This window comes from Aromatoleum evansii (assembly GCF_045689615.1).
Lineage (GTDB): Bacteria > Pseudomonadota > Gammaproteobacteria > Burkholderiales > Rhodocyclaceae > Aromatoleum > Aromatoleum evansii.
Genome location: NZ_CP141259.1, coordinates 1524485 through 1541937 on the forward strand (window position 1 = coordinate 1524485; position 17453 = coordinate 1541937).

The 17453-nt window shown below is 64.8% G+C and carries 13 protein-coding genes; 8 read left to right on the plus strand and 5 right to left on the minus strand.

Translation table 11 applies throughout. The features are described from left to right. The first annotated feature begins 44 nt into the window (after positions 1–44). The 3 genes from U5817_RS07000 (at position 45) to dnaE (ending at position 5002) form a co-directional block, all read left to right on the plus strand. Complete coding sequence (locus U5817_RS07000; RefSeq protein WP_407280170.1) at positions 45–1019, plus strand: quinone oxidoreductase family protein; 975 nt, start codon at positions 45–47, stop codon at positions 1017–1019. Between the two features lie 14 nt (positions 1020–1033). Beyond that, the gene (locus U5817_RS07005; RefSeq protein ID WP_407280171.1) at positions 1034–1423 is read left to right on the plus strand and encodes a hypothetical protein; all 390 of its coding nucleotides are present in this window, start codon (positions 1034–1036) and stop codon (positions 1421–1423) included. Between the two features lie 84 nt (positions 1424–1507). Continuing rightward, positions 1508–5002, plus strand: coding sequence for a DNA polymerase III subunit alpha (dnaE, locus tag U5817_RS07010; protein ID WP_407280172.1), 3495 nt, complete (start codon positions 1508–1510; stop codon positions 5000–5002). 65 nt (positions 5003–5067) lie between these two features. On the opposite strand, the gene U5817_RS07015 is transcribed toward dnaE, so the two are convergent. Continuing rightward, positions 5068–5667 carry a peroxiredoxin gene (locus U5817_RS07015; RefSeq protein WP_169131068.1) on the minus strand — a complete coding sequence of 200 codons (600 nt, stop codon included), beginning with the start codon at positions 5665–5667 and terminating at the stop codon, positions 5068–5070. A gap of 256 nt (positions 5668–5923) precedes the next feature. Between U5817_RS07015 and U5817_RS07020 the strand changes: the two genes are divergently transcribed. The 4 genes from U5817_RS07020 to U5817_RS07035 all read left to right on the plus strand — a co-directional run bounded on the left by U5817_RS07020 (position 5924) and on the right by U5817_RS07035 (position 11137). Then, positions 5924–7552 (plus strand): methyl-accepting chemotaxis protein, encoded by a 1629-nt coding sequence (locus U5817_RS07020; protein WP_169131070.1) that lies wholly within the window; start codon positions 5924–5926, stop codon positions 7550–7552. A 119-nt stretch (positions 7553–7671) separates the two neighbouring features. Beyond that, positions 7672–8001, plus strand: a complete 330-nt coding sequence (locus U5817_RS07025; protein WP_407280173.1) for a c-type cytochrome — start codon at positions 7672–7674, stop codon at positions 7999–8001. Between the two features lie 182 nt (positions 8002–8183). Continuing rightward, positions 8184–9131 carry a DmsE family decaheme c-type cytochrome gene (locus U5817_RS07030; protein ID WP_169131074.1) on the plus strand — a complete coding sequence of 316 codons (948 nt, stop codon included), beginning with the start codon at positions 8184–8186 and terminating at the stop codon, positions 9129–9131. Between the two features lie 17 nt (positions 9132–9148). Continuing rightward, positions 9149–11137 carry an MtrB/PioB family decaheme-associated outer membrane protein gene (locus tag U5817_RS07035; protein ID WP_407280174.1) on the plus strand — a complete coding sequence of 663 codons (1989 nt, stop codon included), beginning with the start codon at positions 9149–9151 and terminating at the stop codon, positions 11135–11137. A gap of 67 nt (positions 11138–11204) precedes the next feature. Here U5817_RS07035 and U5817_RS07040 read toward each other — a convergent pair whose 3' ends face one another. The 4 genes from U5817_RS07040 to U5817_RS07055 all read right to left on the minus strand — a co-directional run bounded on the left by U5817_RS07040 (position 11205) and on the right by U5817_RS07055 (position 16097). Beyond that, positions 11205–11495 (minus strand): acylphosphatase, encoded by a 291-nt coding sequence (locus U5817_RS07040; RefSeq protein ID WP_169131078.1) that lies wholly within the window; start codon positions 11493–11495, stop codon positions 11205–11207. Continuing rightward, positions 11488–13179 (minus strand): SulP family inorganic anion transporter, encoded by a 1692-nt coding sequence (locus U5817_RS07045; protein ID WP_407281032.1) that lies wholly within the window; start codon positions 13177–13179, stop codon positions 11488–11490. Before U5817_RS07045 ends, U5817_RS07040 begins: the two co-directional genes overlap by 8 nt. 135 nt (positions 13180–13314) lie before the next feature. Then, complete coding sequence (gene metG / locus U5817_RS07050; RefSeq protein ID WP_407280175.1) at positions 13315–15465, minus strand: methionine--tRNA ligase; 2151 nt, start codon at positions 15463–15465, stop codon at positions 13315–13317. A 77-nt stretch (positions 15466–15542) separates the two neighbouring features. Beyond that, entirely contained in the window at positions 15543–16097 is a 555-nt protein-coding gene (locus tag U5817_RS07055; protein ID WP_407280177.1) for an OmpA family protein, read from the minus strand. A 184-nt stretch (positions 16098–16281) separates the two neighbouring features. Between U5817_RS07055 and apbC the strand changes: the two genes are divergently transcribed. Then, on the plus strand, positions 16282–17373 hold the full coding sequence (gene apbC, locus U5817_RS07060; RefSeq protein WP_407280178.1) for an iron-sulfur cluster carrier protein ApbC: 1092 nt from the start codon (positions 16282–16284) through the stop codon (positions 17371–17373). Positions 17374–17453: the final 80 nt, after the last annotated feature.

The window sequence follows — 17453 nt, forward strand, 5'->3', positions numbered from 1 at the left end:
GGGTTTACAATCCACCTAACATTTCCGGAATAAGGGACTTTGACATGACTCACGCGATTCGCTTCAACAAGACCGGTGGTCCCGAGGTGCTCCAGTGGGAAACTGTCGACGTCGGTGCACCTGCCGCGGGCGAGGTGGCGGTTCGCCATCATGCGGTTGGTCTCAACTACATCGACACGTACCATCGCAGCGGACTGTATCCGGTGCCGCTTCCTTCCGGCCTGGGCCTCGAGGGGGCGGGCGTGGTCGTGGCGGTAGGCGAGGGCGTCTCGGACCTGGTGCCCGGCGACCGGGTCGCCTATGCCGGCGGGCCGCTCGGGGCGTATTCCGAGGTGCGCAACCTGCCTGCGCATCGGGTCGTGAAGCTGCCGGCATCGTTGTCCTTCGAGCAGGGGGCCGCGATGATGCTGCAGGGGCTCACGGCGCAGTACCTGCTGCGCCGCACCTACCGTGTGCAGCCGGGCGATACGGTGCTGATCCACGCGGCCGCGGGCGGTGTCGGCCTCATCGCGTGCCAGTGGGCGAAGGCGCTGGGCGCGACCGTGATCGGAACGGTCGGATCCGACGCCAAGGCCGAGCTTGCACGGGCGCACGGGTGCGAGCACCCGATCGTGTATACCCGTGAGAATTTCACCGAGCGTGTCCGCGAGATCACCGGCGGCGCAGGCGTGCCGGTCGTGTACGACTCGATCGGCAAGGACACTTTCATGGATTCGCTGCGCTGTCTGCGCCCCTTGGGCATGATGGTGCTGTTCGGTGCGGCGTCCGGGCCGGTACCGCCGTTCGATCTTGGTCTTCTGAACACGCTGGGGTCGCTCTTCGTCACGCGTCCGAGCATCGCGGCCTACACCGCGAAACGCGAGGATCTCCTTGCGATGGCGAACGAACTCTTTGACGTGGTCGGATCCGGCAAGGTGCGGGTCGAGATCAATCAGCGTTACGCGCTGAAGGATGCCGCGCAGGCGCATCGCGATCTCGAGGCGCGCCGCACCACCGGCTCGACCATCCTGTTGCCCTGAGCAGCGGTCGAGCCATGAAGCGGAAAACCGGTTCGTTGCGCCGCGCTTGCTTCGCGATAGCGGTCCTGCTGGCGCTGCCGCTCGCGCCCTCGGCGCTAGCGCAGCAGGGGCCGCCGTCGGCGATGGATCCCGCGCGCACTGCATCGCTGTCGGCCGCAAGTCGCCGCATCGAGGACCACTTCGTTGCCGAGGTCGCGCGCATCACGGGCACGACTCCCGCCCGCGTGCGCCGTGCGATGCCCGACGAGCGGCGCATCACGTCCGCTGCGTCGCGATTGATTTCGGCGCTCGAGCTTGACCTGGGCGCGCCGCTCACGCCCGAGCAACGGGCCGAAATCCTCGAGGCCGACCAGGCACGCAAGCTCTCGCTGATGAAGGCCCGCGAGGCCGCCGGCGCGCGCTGACGCCTCGCGGCTGCCTCGGGCGACGACGGCAGCTGCTGCCGAATTGGGGCGCGGCGCAGGTAGGCGATCGGGTAAAATTCGCCGATGACTGCATCTCACGAACCCCGCTTCATCCACCTGCGCCTGCATACCGAGTACTCGATCTCCGACGGCATCGTGCAGATCGACCAGGCGATTGCCCGTGCGGCCGCCGACGGCATGCCGGCGCTGGGCATTTCCGACCTTGCCAACCTGTTTGGCATGGTCAAGTTCTACAAGGGCGCACGCGGCAAGGGCATGAAGCCCATCATCGGCGTCGACGCGTGGATCACCAACGACACCGATCGCGACAAGCCCTTCCGCGCCCTGCTCATCTGCAAGAACCGCAAGGGCTATGGCCAGATGTGCGAGCTGCTGACGCGCGCCTTTCTCGACAACAAGTACCGCGGACGCGCCGAGATTCGTCGCGACTGGTTCGCCGACGGCGCCGCGTCCGACCTGCTGTGCCTGTCCGGTGCGCGCGAAGGGGAAGTGGGGCAAGCACTGGCGAACGGTAACGTCGAACTCGCTGATCGGGTGGCCTCCGAATGGGCTGCATTGTTTCCCGGCGGCTACTACATCGAGTTGCAGCGCGCAGGCCATGCGGGAGCGGAGGGTTACGTACGCCAGGCGGTGCAGCTGGCCGGCAGGCTGGGACTGCCGGTGGTGGCGACCCACCCGGTGCAGTTCCTCAAGCGCGAGGACTTCAAGGCCCACGAGGCGCGCGTGTGTATCGCGCAGGGCTACGTGCTGGCCGACAAGCGTCGCCCGCGGGACTACACCGAGGAGCAGTACCTCAAGAGCCAGGACGAGATGTGCGAACTCTTCGCCGACATCCCGGAGGCGCTCGAGAATTCGGTCGAGATCGCGCGCCGCTGCTCGCTGACCGTGCAGTTGGGCAAGAACTTCCTGCCGCAGTTTCCCACCCCGGAAGGGATGACCCTCGACGACTTCCTCGTCGCGGAGGCCAAGGCGGGCCTCGAGGTGCGCCTGAAGGAACTCTATCCGGACGATGCCGAACGCGAGCGCCAGCGTCCGACCTACGAGGCGCGGCTCAAGTTCGAGACCGACACCATCATCCAGATGGGTTTTCCCGGATACTTCCTGATCGTCGCGGACTTCATCAACTGGGGCAAGCAGAACGGCGTCCCCGTGGGTCCGGGGCGGGGTTCGGGGGCGGGCTCGCTCGTCGCCTACAGTCTGCGCATCACCGACCTCGATCCGCTCGCCTACGCGCTGCTGTTCGAGCGCTTCCTGAACCCCGAGCGGGTGTCGATGCCCGACTTCGACATCGACTTCTGCCAGGACAACCGCTACCGCGTGATCGAGTATGTGCGCGAGCGCTACGGCAAGGATGCGGTCAGCCAGATCGCGACCTTCGGCACCATGGCGTCCAAGGCGGTGGTGCGCGACGTCGGCCGCGTGCTCGACCTGCCCTACGGCTTGTGCGACCGGCTCTCCAAGCTGATCCCGATCGAAGGCGCCAAACCCGTATCGCTGGCGAAGGCCTACGAGATGGAGCCGCAGATCGGCGAGATGATGAAGGACGGCAACGACGGCGAGTCGGTGCAGGAGCTGTGGAGCCTCGCCGAGCCGCTGGAGGGATTGAGCCGCAACGTCGGCATGCACGCTGGCGGCGTGCTCATCGCGCCGGGCAAGCTCACCGACTTCTGCCCGCTCTACATCGCCGACGGTGACGACGCGACGCCGGTGTCACAGTTCGACAAGGACGATGTCGAGGCGGTCGGCCTGGTGAAGTTCGACTTCCTTGGCCTGCGCAACCTCACCATCATCGAGCTCGCAGTCGAGTACGTCGAGCGCCTCACCGGGGAGAAGCCCAACCTCGCCGCGCTGCCTTTCACCGACCCCGCCGCCTACCAGATCCTGAAGGACGCGAATACCACCGCGATCTTCCAGGTGGAATCGGACGGGATGAAGAAGCTCCTCAAGAAGCTCGCCCCCGACCGCTTCGAGGACATCATTGCGGTGCTCGCGCTCTACCGCCCGGGCCCGCTCGGCTCGGGCATGGTGGACGACTTCATCCTGCGCAAGAAGGGGCAGCAGGAGATCGACTACTTCCATCCGGATCTCAAGCCCTGCCTGGAGCCGACCTACGGCGTGATCGTGTATCAGGAACAGGTGATGCAGATCTCGCAGATCATCGGCGGCTATACGCTGGGCGGCGCCGACATGCTGCGCCGCGCGATGGGCAAGAAGAAGCCGGAGGAGATGGCCAAGCACCGCGAGACGATCGCAGCCGGTGCGAAGCAGAAGGGTTACGATCCGGCGCTCGCGGAGCAGCTCTTCGACCTGATGACGAAGTTCGCGGAGTACGGCTTCAACAAGTCGCACACTGCCGCCTACGCCGTGGTCACCTACCATACCGCGTGGCTCAAGGCGCACCACTGCGCGGCCTTCATGGCCGCGACCATGTCGGCGGACCTCGACAACACCGACACGATCAAGATCTTCTTCGAGGACACGATCGCGAACGGGATCACGGTCCTGCCGCCCGACGTGAACCAGTCTGACTACCGTTTCGTTCCCACGGATCGCAAGACGATCCGCTACGGTCTTGGTGCGGTGAAGGGTGTGGGCGAGCCGGCGGTGCGCTCCATCCTCGAGGCACGCAAGAACGGCGGCGCGTACAAGGATCTGTTCGATTTCTGCGCGCGCGTGGACCGACGCATGGTCAACCGGCGCGTGATCGAGGCGCTGATCCGTTCGGGTGCCTTCGACACCATCGAGCCCAGCGGCACGGCAGACCGTGCGCGCCTGCTCGCGACCGTCGCGCTGGCGATGGAGGCGGCCGAGCAGGCCGCCGCGAATGCGATGCAGGGAGGCCTGTTCGATCTCGTCCCGGAGGCCGCCGGTGCCGCGCCCCAGTATGCGAACGTGCGGCCGTGGACGGAGCGCGAGCGGCTCAAGGAAGAGAAGACCGCAATCGGCTTCTTCCTTTCGGGCCATCCGTTCAACAGCTTCCGCGACGAGGTGCGCCGTTTCATCCGGCGGCCGCTGTCGCAGCTCGAACCATCGCGCGATCTAGCGTTGCTGGCGGGGGTGGTGATGGATGTGCGCACCAAGATGACCAACCGCGGCAAGATGGCCTTCGTCGTGCTCGACGACGGTTCCCAGGTGCGCGAGGTTTCGGTTTTTTCCGAAGCGTTCGACGCGAACCGGACCAAGATCGTCACCGACGAGGTGCTGGTGGTCGAAGGCAAGGTCAGCAACGACGACTTCACCGGCGGGCTGCGCATCGTCGCCGACAAGTTGCTGTCGCTCGGTGAGGCACGTTCCCGCTTTGCCAAGGCTCTCCAGATCAGCGTCAATGGCGAAGTGAAGGGTGCGGGGGGCGCCGCAGCGGCTGCGGACAAGCTCGAAGCGCTGCTCTCGCCGTTTCGCGACGGCGGCTGCCCGGTTTCGCTGCGCTATCGCAACGAACAAGCGGAGGCCGAGCTGCCCTTCGGCGCGGCCTGGCGCGTGCGTATCGACGATGCGCTCCTCGACAGTCTGCGGGAGTGGTTGCCGCACGAATCGGTCGAGGTCGTCTATCCGAATTGATACGGACGCAAAAAAGGCCGCGGCCCGTGAGGGCGCGGCCTTTCGGCTGATCCGGCTGCGAGCGCTCAGAGTTCCTTGGCGTGCTCGGCGAGGTACTCGGCGACACCGGCGGTGCTGGCCTTCATGCCGGCCTTGCCCTTGTTCCAGCCGGCCGGGCAGACTTCGCCGTGCTCTTCGGTGAATTGCAGCGCATCGACCATGCGGATCATCTCGTCGATGTTGCGGCCCAGCGGCAGGTCGTTCACGACCTGGTGGCGCACGACGCCGTTCTTGTCGATCAGGAAGGAGCCACGGAAGGCGACTCCGCCTTCGGCTTCGACGTCATAGGCACGGCAGATCTCGTGCTTGATGTCGGCGACGAGCGTGTACTGGACTTGGCCGATGCCGCCGTTGTTGACCGGCGTGTTCTTCCACGCGAGGTGGGTGAACTGGCTGTCGATCGAAACGCCAAGCACTTCGACGCCGCGCTTGGTGAATTCTTCCAGGCGGTGATCGAAGGCGATCAGCTCGGACGGGCACACGAAGGTGAAGTCCAGCGGGTAGAAGAACACCACGGCGTACTTGCCCTTGGTGACTTCCGAGAACGTGATGTTCTTGATTTCGTTGTTGCCGAGAACCGCAGTGGCGGTGAAATCCGGGGCCTTCTTGCCGACGAGGACTGCCATGTTAGTCGTCTCCAGAGTGGGTTGAATGACCGGAGGATTATGTTGCCATGATTTGGAAAGATCCAATTGCCTTTTGCACAGGTGGTCGATAGAAGTTTTCTATCGCGAGCTTCCGGGGAATTGGTGCGATTTTTTCCCTGATTTCGATCATTGTTAAACTTTGTTTCGGCGTTACCGTAATACGTACGTATGAGTGATGGCCACGCGCATGTGTGCCCCGCGCACGTGCAGGAAGTAGAGACAGGACAACACAGCCATGATGCAACGACTGAAGAATTCGCCGATCTGGGTTCGCCTGATGCTGGCGATCGGAACCCTGCTCATCGCCGTCGGTACGACCTTGGTCGTATGGGTGTCGGCCGAGCAGGAGAACATGGCGATCAATCAGTCCCATGACTTCGCCGAGACGATCAACCAGATGACCATGGCGACGCTGGTGTTCATGAAGAGCACGAAGACGATCAAGAAGCGCGCGATCTATCTCGACCAGGTGAAGAAGTCGTCGGGACTGACCGACATGCGGGTGGTCCGGGCGGAGCCGGTCATCCATCAGTTCGGCGACGGCGACGAGGATGAAATGAACGTCGGGCCCGACGAAAAGGCGGCGATCGACAGCGGCAAGCCGTTCTTCGAGCTGCGTAACGAACCGGACAAGGGAAAGATCCTGAAGGCCGTGTTCCCGGCCATCAACCGCACGAATTACCTTGGCAAGGACTGCACCGAGTGCCACGACGAGTACCCCGAGGGCACGGTGCTGGGGGCCGTGACGATGGAGGTTTCGCTCAACCGCATGGATGCGGCGGTCTCCGCCGCACGCTCCAAGCTGATCGGCGGCGCGCTCGCGGCCTTGGGCCTGATGATGGTCCTGATCTTCGTTTTCCTGCAGGCGGTGGTCGCGCGGCCGCTGGCCGAGCTGTCGAGCCGGCTGCGCGACATTTCGGAAGGGGAGGGCGATCTCACCCAGCGCCTGCCCGTGCGTGCCGAGGATGAAGTGGGCAAGGCCGCCGGCTATTTCAACAAGATGATGGAAAAGTTGCAGGGCGTCATCCGCAACATTTCCTCATCGGCCGATCAGGTGTCGAGCGCCGCCTCCGATCTGCAGCGCGGGGCCGTCGAGATCCGGGCCGGAGCGGGCGAGCAGTCCGAAAAATCGGCTTCGGCGGCCTCCGCAGTCGAGCAGATGGCGGCGAGCATCATGTCCGTTGCCCAGGCGAGCGGCGAGGTGCTCAAGGTCGCGCGCGACAGCCTGTCCCGCGCCGAGGCGGGCAACGCCGACGTGCTCGAGCTCACAGGCAGGCTGTCCGATGTCGAGAGCGCGGTGAGCAAGATGACCCAGACCGTCGGCGACTTCATCCACAACACCGACGCGATCTCGAGCCTGACCGCGCAGGTGAAGGAAATCGCCGACCAGACCAACCTGCTCGCGCTCAACGCCGCGATCGAGGCCGCCCGGGCGGGGGAACACGGCCGCGGTTTTGCCGTCGTCGCCGACGAAGTGCGCAAGCTGGCCGAGAAGTCGACCCGCTCGGCAAGTGACATCGACGACGTCACGCACAAGCTGAACTCGGGTTCGGTGGGGGTGCGCGCCGCGATCACGCAGGGAGCGGATGCGCTGGTGCTCATCCGCGAGTCGATGCTGCGCGTGTCCGACGCGTTGCGCAGCAACATGGAGTCGGCTGGCGGTGTGGCCGATGGCATGAACAGCATCGCCACGGCAACCGACGAGCAGATGAAGGCGAGCTCCCTTGCGGCCAACAGCGTCGAGATGATCGCCGGGCTGGCGCAGCAGACGAGTGCTTCGCTCGACGGCGTCACATGCGCGACGGCCAGCCTGGAGCAGCTGGCGGCGCAGTTGCGCGATGAAATCAGGCGTTTCCGTATCTAACTGTTTTGCTTGTCGTTTCGGCGCCACAGGGTGGTTGCCGGTACATCGTCCAAAAGGTATAAGAAACATTCTGCTACAAATCGGGCAGGCCGAATCCGGAGCCTCGCCAAGGAGTTGAAATGAAGCGTCTTTTTGTTTTCACCATAGCCCTCGCAGCAAGTGCAGCGAGCCTGCCGGCTGCCGCGGTCGATGCCGCCGCCGCCGACGCCCTGGTGCGCAAGAGCAAGTGCCTGACCTGTCATGCCGTCGAGAAAAAGAAGGACGGCCCGGCGTTCAAGGAGACTGCCGCCAAGTACAAGGGCAAGCCCGAGGCGATGGAGAAGCTCACGAAGCACGTAACCGTGCCGAGCAAGGTCAAGGTCGAGGGGAAGGAAGAGGACCACGAGACGCTGAAGACCGAGGATCCGGCGGCGGTCAAGAACGTCGTCGAGTGGATTCTTTCGCTCTGACACGAATCCGGTTCGAAGCGCGCCACGGCTGATTACAACAGGGAGGCGGGACCTCCGGACCTGCCAGCAGGCGGTTCCTTAAAGAGTTACCCGCGGTCGTGGTGCGCTTCGCGCCGTTTGATGCACAGGCGGCGACGCGGTGTCGTCGCCAGTGCGCCGGCAGTACTAAAGGGGAGAAGTTAATGAGCAAGCAAGCAGGAAGCATCCGCAAGTGGATGCTGGCGTTGCTGGCCGGTGCAGCATTCATCGGTCATGCATATGCCGCAAAGGACGTCGTCCAGGTTGGCGACGCGGTCTGTACACGCTGCCACGACGAAGGCGAGGCCAAGCCGGTCCTGTCGATCGGCCAGACCCGCCACGGCACGATGGCCGACAAGAATGCCGGAACCTGTACCTCGTGCCACGGCGAAAGCCCGACGCACGTGAGCAAGCCGTCCGACGTGACGGAGCGCCCGAAGCCCACCGTCAATTTCGGACCGAAGTCCTCGACGCCGATCGAGGAGCGCAACCAGGTCTGCCTCAACTGCCACCAGGGCGGCCAGCGCACGCATTGGCAGACTGGGCCGCACGCCGCCGCGAACATGGAGTGCACCTCCTGCCATAAGATCCATTCGCATGAGGATCCGGTCCGCGACCGCCAGACCCAGCCCGATGTCTGCTTTGCCTGTCACAAGGAGCAGCGCGCGCAGGTGATGCGCCCGAACCACCATCCGATCCCCGAGCGCAAGGTCGTGTGCGTCGACTGCCACAACCCGCACGGGTCGGCCGGTCCGAAGCTGATGCAGCGCGACAGCGTCGTTGCCACCTGCTACACCTGCCACATGGAAAAGCGCGGCCCCTTCGTCCGCAGCCACCAGCCGGTGACCGAAGACTGCACGATCTGCCACACGCCGCACGGCAGCGTGAATGACAACCTGCTCAAGCAGCGCGCGCCTTTCCTGTGCCAGCAGTGTCACGAGAACCAGAGCCACCAGCAGATGGTGCCGAATCCGGAAGGCCCAGTGTCAGGGGCGGCCTCGTTCGCGACCAAGCTGATCGTGGGGCGCGGCTGCCTGAACTGCCATACCAACATCCACGGCACGAACAACCCGTTCGACGACACAAACTCCGGCCGTGCGTTGCGCCGCTGACAGGGGAGGGAATGGACATGAGAAAGATCAATCGCGTTCGCGCCGTCAGCCTGAGCATCATCGCCGCATCGCTGTCGGCCGCTTTTTCCCCGGCGTTTGCCGAGGACGATATCGTCACTCGCCTGATTCGCCCCGAGAGCTCCGTGAGCCTGGGCCTGGGCTACCTTACCGAGGATGCGGCGCGTTTCGGCCAATACTCGGGCATGCCGGATCTGGGACTCTACGCAATCGCAAACATTAATCTGGTTCGGCGCGACGACGGGACGGGGCGCTGGCTGTTGCTGAACGGCCGCAACCTCGGCCTGGATAATCGCAGCCTGCGTTTCGAGCATGGCGTGCAGGGGAGCTGGAAGTATTTCCTGGAATACGACCAGACCCCGCGCTTCTCCCAGTACGACGTCAGGACCGGGGTGCAGGGACTGGGCCACGATACGCTCGATGTCTTCGGCCCCGCGAGCCGTGTGCGCGATGTGCGCTTCAAGACGGCACGCGAGGCGATTAGCGCAGGCGGCTCCTACGTTCTCGCCCCGGGCTGGAGCGTGCAGGTCAAGGCCAAGCAGGATACGAAGGAAGGCCGTCGTCTGTTCGGCGTGTATCCGGGCAACTTCAACGTGGCCTTCATCGGCGAGCCGATCGACCACACGATGCAGCAACTCGACGTCGTTCTCGGCTATGCAGGGAAGGACCTGCAGTTGTCCGCCGGCTACTACGGGTCGTTCTTCGAGAATGGCAACTCCTCGATCCGGTTGATGGACATCGCCAACCCGAACCGCATCGCCCTGCCGCCAGACAACTACGCGCACCAGTTCTACCTGACCGGTGGGTACAATTTCACTCCCCTTACCCGGGTCAACTTTAAAGTTGCACGAAGCTTCGCTTACCAGGAGGACAGGTTTGTCGTTCGCGCCGATCCCGGCAACCGGGACCTCGATGGCAAGGTCGAGACCACGCTTGCCCAGGTCGGCCTGAGCGCCCGGCCGCTTTCCGCGCTGACCATCGTTGCGGACTGGCGCCACGAGAATCGTGACGATCAGACCACGGCGCGCCGCTATTTCTCGACCACGGCATCGAAAACGTTCAGCGGTGTGAACGAGACTCGCGATTTCGAGGTCAATACCGGCAAGCTCGAAGCCCGTTACATGCTCCCGGCCGGTTTCAAGGTGACCGCGGGGCTCGATTACGACGAGAAGAAGCGGGACGTCTACGCCGCCCGTCTGGTCACGACCCGCAAGCGCACCGAGGAAACCGCCTACCGTCTCGAGCTTTCGCGTTCGCTGTCCGCGACGCTCAACGGATCGCTGGCGTTCATCCAGAGCGAGCGCAGCGGTTCGAATCTCGTCAGGGAAACGGCAACCGGTGCGGCGGCAGCGTATTACGCGACGCCATACCACCTGGCCGACCGTGACCGCGAAAAGGTCCGTGCTCGTCTCGACTGGGCGCCGACCGAAGTCCTGACGTTCCAGCTGACGGCCGACGCCTTCGACGACGATTTCAAGGATGGTGGATACGGTGTCGACAAGGGGCGCGGGACGTTCTGGTCGGTCGATGGCGCGTATGCATTCTCCGCCGGGTGGAGCACGCACGCGTGGGCCTCGCGCGAATATGCCCGCCAGGTGAATGCTGCGCGGTCGAGCGCCGACTGGCAGGCCAACCTGAAGTCACTGACCGAGGCATTCGGCGTCGGCCTGCGCGGAACCGTCGGCGAAAAGTGGAAGCTCGGGGGGGATCTCTCCTATTCGCACAACCTCAGCGGGTACGGCTTGAGTGGTACCCCCGTTTCGGTCGGGATCGCCGACGTCAAATACACGGTGACGTCGCTGGAACTCTTCGCCGAATACGCCCTCAAGAAGGACCTGACGCTGCGCTTCGATGCGGCGCATAACCAGTGGAGTACGAACGACTGGGCGTGGGCGCGTGCGTTCTACATCGACGGCACGGTGATCTCGCAGGACGAAACCCAGGAGACCACCTTCATCGGTGCCTCCATGCGCTACAAGTGGCGTTAAGCCCGGCTTGCTGAGCGCGAAGCCCACCCGATCGCAAGGTCGGGTGGGCTTTTCCTTGTGCAGCCCGCTACAAGGTGGGCAGCATCCGGAAACCGGTCTGTTCCGGCCGCTCCGTCGGATTGACGGCGACGCTATCCACCCGGGCGTGGGACGGGCCGCGGTGAGCCCAGCGCACAAAGTGCTCGACCGCTCCTGCCGACCCAGCCACCACGGCCTCGACGCATCCGTCCGAGCGATTTCGCACCCAGCCGCAAAGTCCCAGACGGTCGGCCTCCGTGCGGGCGCTTGCGCGGAAGGCAACGCCCTGAACGAGTCCCTGAATCAGCAGGTGACGCGCGACATGATCGGATTCATGCATAGGACACCTCCGCGTCCCGGCTCCCGCAGCGCTGGGCGCGCAGCAGGGCGTCGGTGATGTTGCCGGCGAGATTCTCGGTTCCGAGCGTTTCGCCGAACCCCGAACGTTGGACGATGGAGGCGGGCTGCGCGTTCAGGTCGCAAAGGATCAGCTGCGTGCCGCGTTTCTCCAGGGCGCGATGGAGCGCCTGCAGCATGTCGAGGCCGGTGGTGTCGATGTTGATGACCTTCTCCATGTCGAGGATCAACGCATCGGGATGGCCGTCCTCCATCAGCATGAGGTTCTCGAGCTTGTTCGCCGCGCCGAAGAACAGGCTGCCGAATACGCGGTAGGCGAGGATGCGCGGCGTGCCGTCGGCACGCGACAGGGCCTCGACGCCGTAATAGTCTTCCAGCGCGATCCGCTCGACGCGGGTGAGGTCGGACATGCGGTAGATGAAGAACAGGCTTGCGAGCACCATGCCCAACTCGACTGCCAGCGTCAGGTCGAAAACGACGGTGACGAAGAATGTGCCGAGCAGGATGGTGCGGTACTGGCGCGAGTAGCGCGTGAGCTCCTTCCAGGCGAAGGCATGCCATTCGCCCATATTCACCGACACGATCACCACGATGGCCGACAGCGTCGCCAGCGGTATGTGGCTCGCGAGCGGGGCGAGCGCGAGTACCACGGCCAGCAGCACGAGCGCATGGATGATGCCGGCGATCGGGGTGTGCCCGCCGGAGCGGATGTTCGTCGCCGTGCGGGCAATCGCGCCGGTGGCGGCGAAGCCGCCGAAGAGCGGGGCGGCCACGTTCGCGATGCCTTGCGCCATCAGTTCCTGGTTCGGGTCGTGCCGGTCGTCGATCTGGTTGTCCGCGACGCGGGCCGACAGCAGCGACTCGATTGCTCCCAGCAGCGCGATCGTCAGCGCCGGTGCGATGAGTTTGCCCAGTGTGCCGAGCGACAGCTCGGGCAGGCCGAAGTGGGGCACCTGCTGCGGGATGCCGCCGAAGCGGCTGCCGATGGTGTCCACCGGAAACTGGACGATTGCGTTGATCGCGGTGGCGATCAGCAGCACCGCGAGCGGTCCCGGGAGTCGCCGCATCCAGGCCACGCGCCTGGCGGTTCGGTTCCAGGCGAGGAGTACGACGAGCGAGGCCACCGCCACCGCGAGCGTCGGTAGGTGGATGGTGTGGGTCGCCCCGAGGAGCGCTTCCATCTTGCCGAAGAACTCGCCCGGCATCTTGTCGATGGACAGCCCGAGGAAGTCCTTGATCTGCGAGATGAAGATCACCACCGCGATGCCGTTGGTGAAGCCGATCACCACCGACACCGGGATGAAGCGGATCATGTTGCCGAGGCGGAACGCGCCCATGGCGAACAGCATGACCCCCGACATCATCGTGGCGATGAGCAGGTTCGAGACGCCATAGTCGACGACGATGGCGTAAATGATCGGGATGAAGGCCCCGGTCGGGCCGCCGATCTGGACCCTGGAGCCGCCGAGCGCCGAAATCAGGAAACCGGCCACTATGGCGGTCCAGATGCCGGCGGTGGGACTCATCCCGCTGGCGATCGCGAATGCCATCGCCAGCGGCAGGGCGAGAACCCCGACGGTGATGCCTGCGGAAAGATCCTGGGTGAAATGACCCTGCCCGTAGCCGGGCAGGGTATCAAACAGTTTGGGCCGAAAACTGATCACGATGCCTCCTCGATTCCTCTGTGTGCCGTGGCTTACCCCTGGTGCTGCTGCCGTACCAGCATCCGGGGGCCGTGCGTTGCCACACGATCCAGCGTTTCGAGGGAGTGAGGGGCATCGGGCTGCGAGCCTGCCGTTTCCTTACTTGACGCGCATCCCCGCAGTCGCGCCCGCATCCGGGGACAGGATGTAGAGCCCGCCGGTCTTGCCGTCGGGATCGGACGCGGCCAGAACCATGCCCTCGCTCATGCCGAACTTCATCTTGCGCGGCGCGAGGTTGGCGACCATCACCGTCATCCGCCCCACCAGCGAGGCCGGGTCGTAGGCCGACTTGATGCCGGCGAACACCTGCCGCGGCTTGTCCTCGCCGATGTCGAGTTGGAGCCTGATCAGCTTGTCGGCACCCTCCACGTGCTCGGCGGCGACGATCTTCGCGATGCGCAGGTCAACCTTCGTGAAATCGTCGATCGAGATGTGCGGCGAGGCCGTTTCGGCACTCTGGGCGGCATGCTGCTGCTTTTCCGCATGGCGCTGCTGCGACGAGGCGGCTTTCGCGTCAGGCGTTGCAGCCGCGGCTGCCGGGGCGAGCGAGTCGCGGTTGGCTTCGAGCAGGGCGTCGATCTGCTTGCGCTCGACCCGCGTCATCAGGTGGGCGTAAACGTTCACCACGTGGCCGGCCGGCAGGGGCTGCCATTCACCCTGCCACGCCAGAGGCGCAATCGCCAGGAACGATTCGACCTTGGCTGCGAGCGCCGGCAGCACCGGCTTCAGGTACAGGGTGAGGTCGCGGAACAGCGTCAGCGCGGTGCTGCACACGACGTGCAGCTCGCCCTCGCGCCCTTCCTGCTTCGCAAGCTCCCAGGGCTTCTGGTCGTTCACGTACTGGTTCGCCAGATCGGCGAGATGCATGATCTCGCGCAGCGCGCGGCCATAGTCGCGCTCCTCGTAAGCCTGCGCGATGCTGCCGGCCGCGTGGGCCGCCGAGAATGCGGCCGTCGCCGCGGCGTCGCTAACGGCAAGCCTGCCCTCGAAGCGCTTCGTGATGAAGCCTGCGCAGCGGCTGGCGATGTTCACGAACTTGCCGACGAGGTCCGAATTGACCTTCGCGATCATGTCGTCGAGGTTCAGGTCGACGTCTTCCATCGTGCCGTTGGACTTGGTCGCGAAGTAATAGCGCAGCCATTCCGGGTTAAGGCCCTGGGTGACGTAGGAGCGTGCGGTGATGAAGGTACCGCGGCTCTTGCTCATCTTCGCGCCGTCCACGGTGAGGAAGCCGTTCACGCACAGCTGCGAGGGCGTGCGCAGGCCCGCGAACTGCAGCATCGCCGGCCAGAACAGCGCGTGGAAGTAGAGGATGTCCTTGCCGATGAAGTGCACCATCTCCGTGCCCGCCGCTTCGGCGCGCGCGGCATCGACGAAGTCATCCACGATGATGTCGCCGCGCTTGTCCGCGAGGTTGCGGAAGCTCGCCAGATAGCCGATCGGCGCGTCCAGCCAGACGTAGAAATACTTGCCCGGGGCGCCGGGGATCTCGAAGCCGAAGTATGGGGCGTCACGCGAGATGTCCCAGTCGGACAGGGTGTTCTCGCCTTCCTGGCCTTCCTCGCCGAGCCATTCCTTCATTTTGTTTGCGGCCTCCGCCTGCAGGCGGCGGGCGCCGGCGGCGTTGGTCCCGCGCGTCCATTCGCGCAGGAAGGCGACCGCGCGCGGGTCGGACAGCCGGAAGAAGTAGTGTTCCGAAGTCCTGAGCACCGGCTTCGCGCCCGAGACGGCCGAGTACGGGTTCTTCAGCTCGGTCGGCGCATACGCCGCGCCGCACACCTCGCAGTTGTCGCCATACTGATCCGCCGCGCTGCACTTCGGGCATTCGCCCTTGATGAAGCGGTCGGGCAGGAACATCTCCTTCACCGGGTCGTAGAACTGCTCGATCGAGCGCGTATCGATCAGCTTCGCCGCCGTGAGGCGCTTGTACACTTCCTCTGCGTACGCGCGGTTCTCGGGGCTGTGCGTGCTGTGGTAGTTGTCGAATGCGACGCCGAAGTCGGTGAAGTCGCGCAGGTGCTCGCCATGCACCCGCCCGATCAGCGCCTCGGGGGTGATCCCCTCCTTCTCCGCGCGCAACATGACGGGCGTGCCGTGCGTGTCGTCCGCGCACACGTAATGCACGGTGCTGCCCCGCATGCGCTGAAAACGCACCCAGATGTCGCCCTGGATGTAGCCGACCAGATGGCCGAGGTGGATGTCGCCGTTTGCGTAGGGCAGGGCGTTCGTGACGAGGATCTTGCGGGACATGTGCGGATTCAGGAATCGAAAACGGGAGTGTAACAAACGCGCCGTGCCCTAATGAGTGGTCGGCGCACGAACCGGGGCTAGCGGGAAAAGGGGCGGACGATGATCTCGACGCGGCGGTTTTTCGCGCGTCCGGCTTCGGTGCCGTTGTCGGCGAACGGTTCCGTCTCGCCGCGGCCGTCGGCCTGAAGGCGCGTCAGGGCGATGCCGCGGACTCGCATGTATTCGACAACTGCCTCCGCGCGGCGGATCGAGAGCTGCATGTTGTGCAACTCGCTGCCGACGCCGTCGGTATGGCCGATGACCACGATCTCGGTTCCCGGCGTCTCGCTCAGTACGCCTGAGATGCGGTCGAGCGTGGCGCGGAGGCTGGAACGCGGTTCGACGCCGTCACGGGCGAAGGCTTCGGCCCCCGGGATCAGGATTTGCAAATGTCCGTCGTTGTGCGCGATCACCGAGAGATCGCCGGCGCCTGTGAGGGCGCGCGTGATCCTCGCCCGTTCCGCGCTCCAGTCGACCTTGGGCAGATTGCCCTCCGGCGCGCGGGCGGGGCGGGGCGGGGATGAGGTCTCGCGTTGCGGGTCGGACGGCGTGGCACAAGCGGATAGCAGTGCGATCAACGCGGAAAGCGCCAATCCCTGGAAACGGGTCATGCTCGGGATGTCCTGAAAGATGGCAGTCGTGCAAGGCGCGGATTTTACCCCGCCGCGTGCGGCCGAATGACCCTTTTGCGTCCGAGGGTGAGCGCCGGCGCCGCCTTCGGTATGATGCAGTTCTTATCGCCCCGCATGCGGGCCCCTGATCCCGAGGAAGCCAGTCATGAGTCTCACCCCCGAGTCCGTTACCGAAGTGCTCAAAAGCGTTGTCGATCCGAATACCGGCAAGGACCTCGTGTCGTCCCGGTGCATCCGTAACCTCCAGGCGGCCGGCGGAAGCGTGAGTTTCGAGATCGAGCTGGGTTACCCCGCCCGCACGCAGTTCGCGCTGATCCGTGACCTCGCGGTCGATGCGGTGCGCACGCTGCCGGGCGTCGAGAAGCTTGATGTCAAGGTCGGCAGCAAGATCGTCGCCCATGCCGTGCAGCAGGGCGTAAAACTCTTGCCGGGCGTCAAGAACATCATCGCCGTGGCTTCGGGCAAGGGCGGCGTCGGCAAGAGCACCACGGCCGCCAACCTTGCCCTCGCGCTGGCGGCCGAGGGCGCGCGCGTCGGCATTCTCGATGCCGACATCTACGGCCCGTCGCAGCCCCAGATGCTGGGCATCGGCGAGCACAAGCCGCACTCGCTCGACGGCAAGACCATGGAGCCGCTGGAGGCGCACGGCCTGCAGGCGATGTCCATCGGCTTCCTTGTCGATGTCGAGACGCCTATGGTGTGGCGTGGCCCCATGGCGACCCAAGCGCTCAACCAACTGCTCAAGGAAACGAACTGGAAGGAACTCGACTACCTCATCATCGACATGCCCCCGGGTACCGGTGACATCCAGCTCACCCTGTCGCAAAGCGTGCCGCTCACCGGCGCGGTGATCGTCACCACCCCGCAGGACATCGCCCTGCTCGACGCGCGCAAGGGCCTCAAGATGTTCGAGAAGGTCGGTGTGCCCATCGTAGGCGTCGTCGAGAACATGAGCATCCACATCTGTTCCAACTGTGGTCACGAGGAGCCGATCTTCGGTACCGGCGGCGGCGAGAAGCTCTGCGCGGATTACCACATCCCCTTCCTCGGCGCCCTTCCGCTCGACCTGCAGATCCGGCAGGAGGCCGATCGCGGCACGCCCACCGTCATTGCCGATCCCGATGGACGCATCGCCGGCATCTACCGCGAAATCGCGCGGAAAGTGGCCGTGCGCGTGGCCGAGAAGGCCAAGGACATGTCCCACAAATTCCCCAATATCGTCGTCAAGAACACCTGACGCGCGGGCGCCGTCGGAATTGTCTTTTGATCCGGCGGCGCTTGCCCTAAACTACGCGGATTTTTCGCGTCCGGCCGGTG

Bases quoted from the DNA above. Each gene is read 5' to 3' on its own strand.
- U5817_RS07015 (WP_169131068.1), bottom strand. From the start codon at position 5,667: ATGGCAGTCCTCGTCGGCAAGAAGGCCCCGGATTTCACCGCCACTGCG.
- U5817_RS07000 (WP_407280170.1), top strand. From the start codon at position 45: ATGACTCACGCGATTCGCTTCAACAAGACCGGTGGTCCCGAGGTGCTC.
- U5817_RS07020 (WP_169131070.1), top strand. From the start codon at position 5,924: ATGATGCAACGACTGAAGAATTCGCCGATCTGGGTTCGCCTGATGCTG.
- dnaE (WP_407280172.1), top strand. From the start codon at position 1,508: ATGACTGCATCTCACGAACCCCGCTTCATCCACCTGCGCCTGCATACC.
- apbC (WP_407280178.1), top strand. From the start codon at position 16,282: ATGAGTCTCACCCCCGAGTCCGTTACCGAAGTGCTCAAAAGCGTTGTC.
- U5817_RS07030 (WP_169131074.1), top strand. From the start codon at position 8,184: ATGAGCAAGCAAGCAGGAAGCATCCGCAAGTGGATGCTGGCGTTGCTG.
- U5817_RS07025 (WP_407280173.1), top strand. From the start codon at position 7,672: ATGAAGCGTCTTTTTGTTTTCACCATAGCCCTCGCAGCAAGTGCAGCG.
- U5817_RS07040 (WP_169131078.1), bottom strand. From the start codon at position 11,495: ATGCATGAATCCGATCATGTCGCGCGTCACCTGCTGATTCAGGGACTC.
- metG (WP_407280175.1), bottom strand. From the start codon at position 15,465: ATGTCCCGCAAGATCCTCGTCACGAACGCCCTGCCCTACGCAAACGGC.
- U5817_RS07035 (WP_407280174.1), top strand. From the start codon at position 9,149: ATGAGAAAGATCAATCGCGTTCGCGCCGTCAGCCTGAGCATCATCGCC.
- U5817_RS07005 (WP_407280171.1), top strand. From the start codon at position 1,034: ATGAAGCGGAAAACCGGTTCGTTGCGCCGCGCTTGCTTCGCGATAGCG.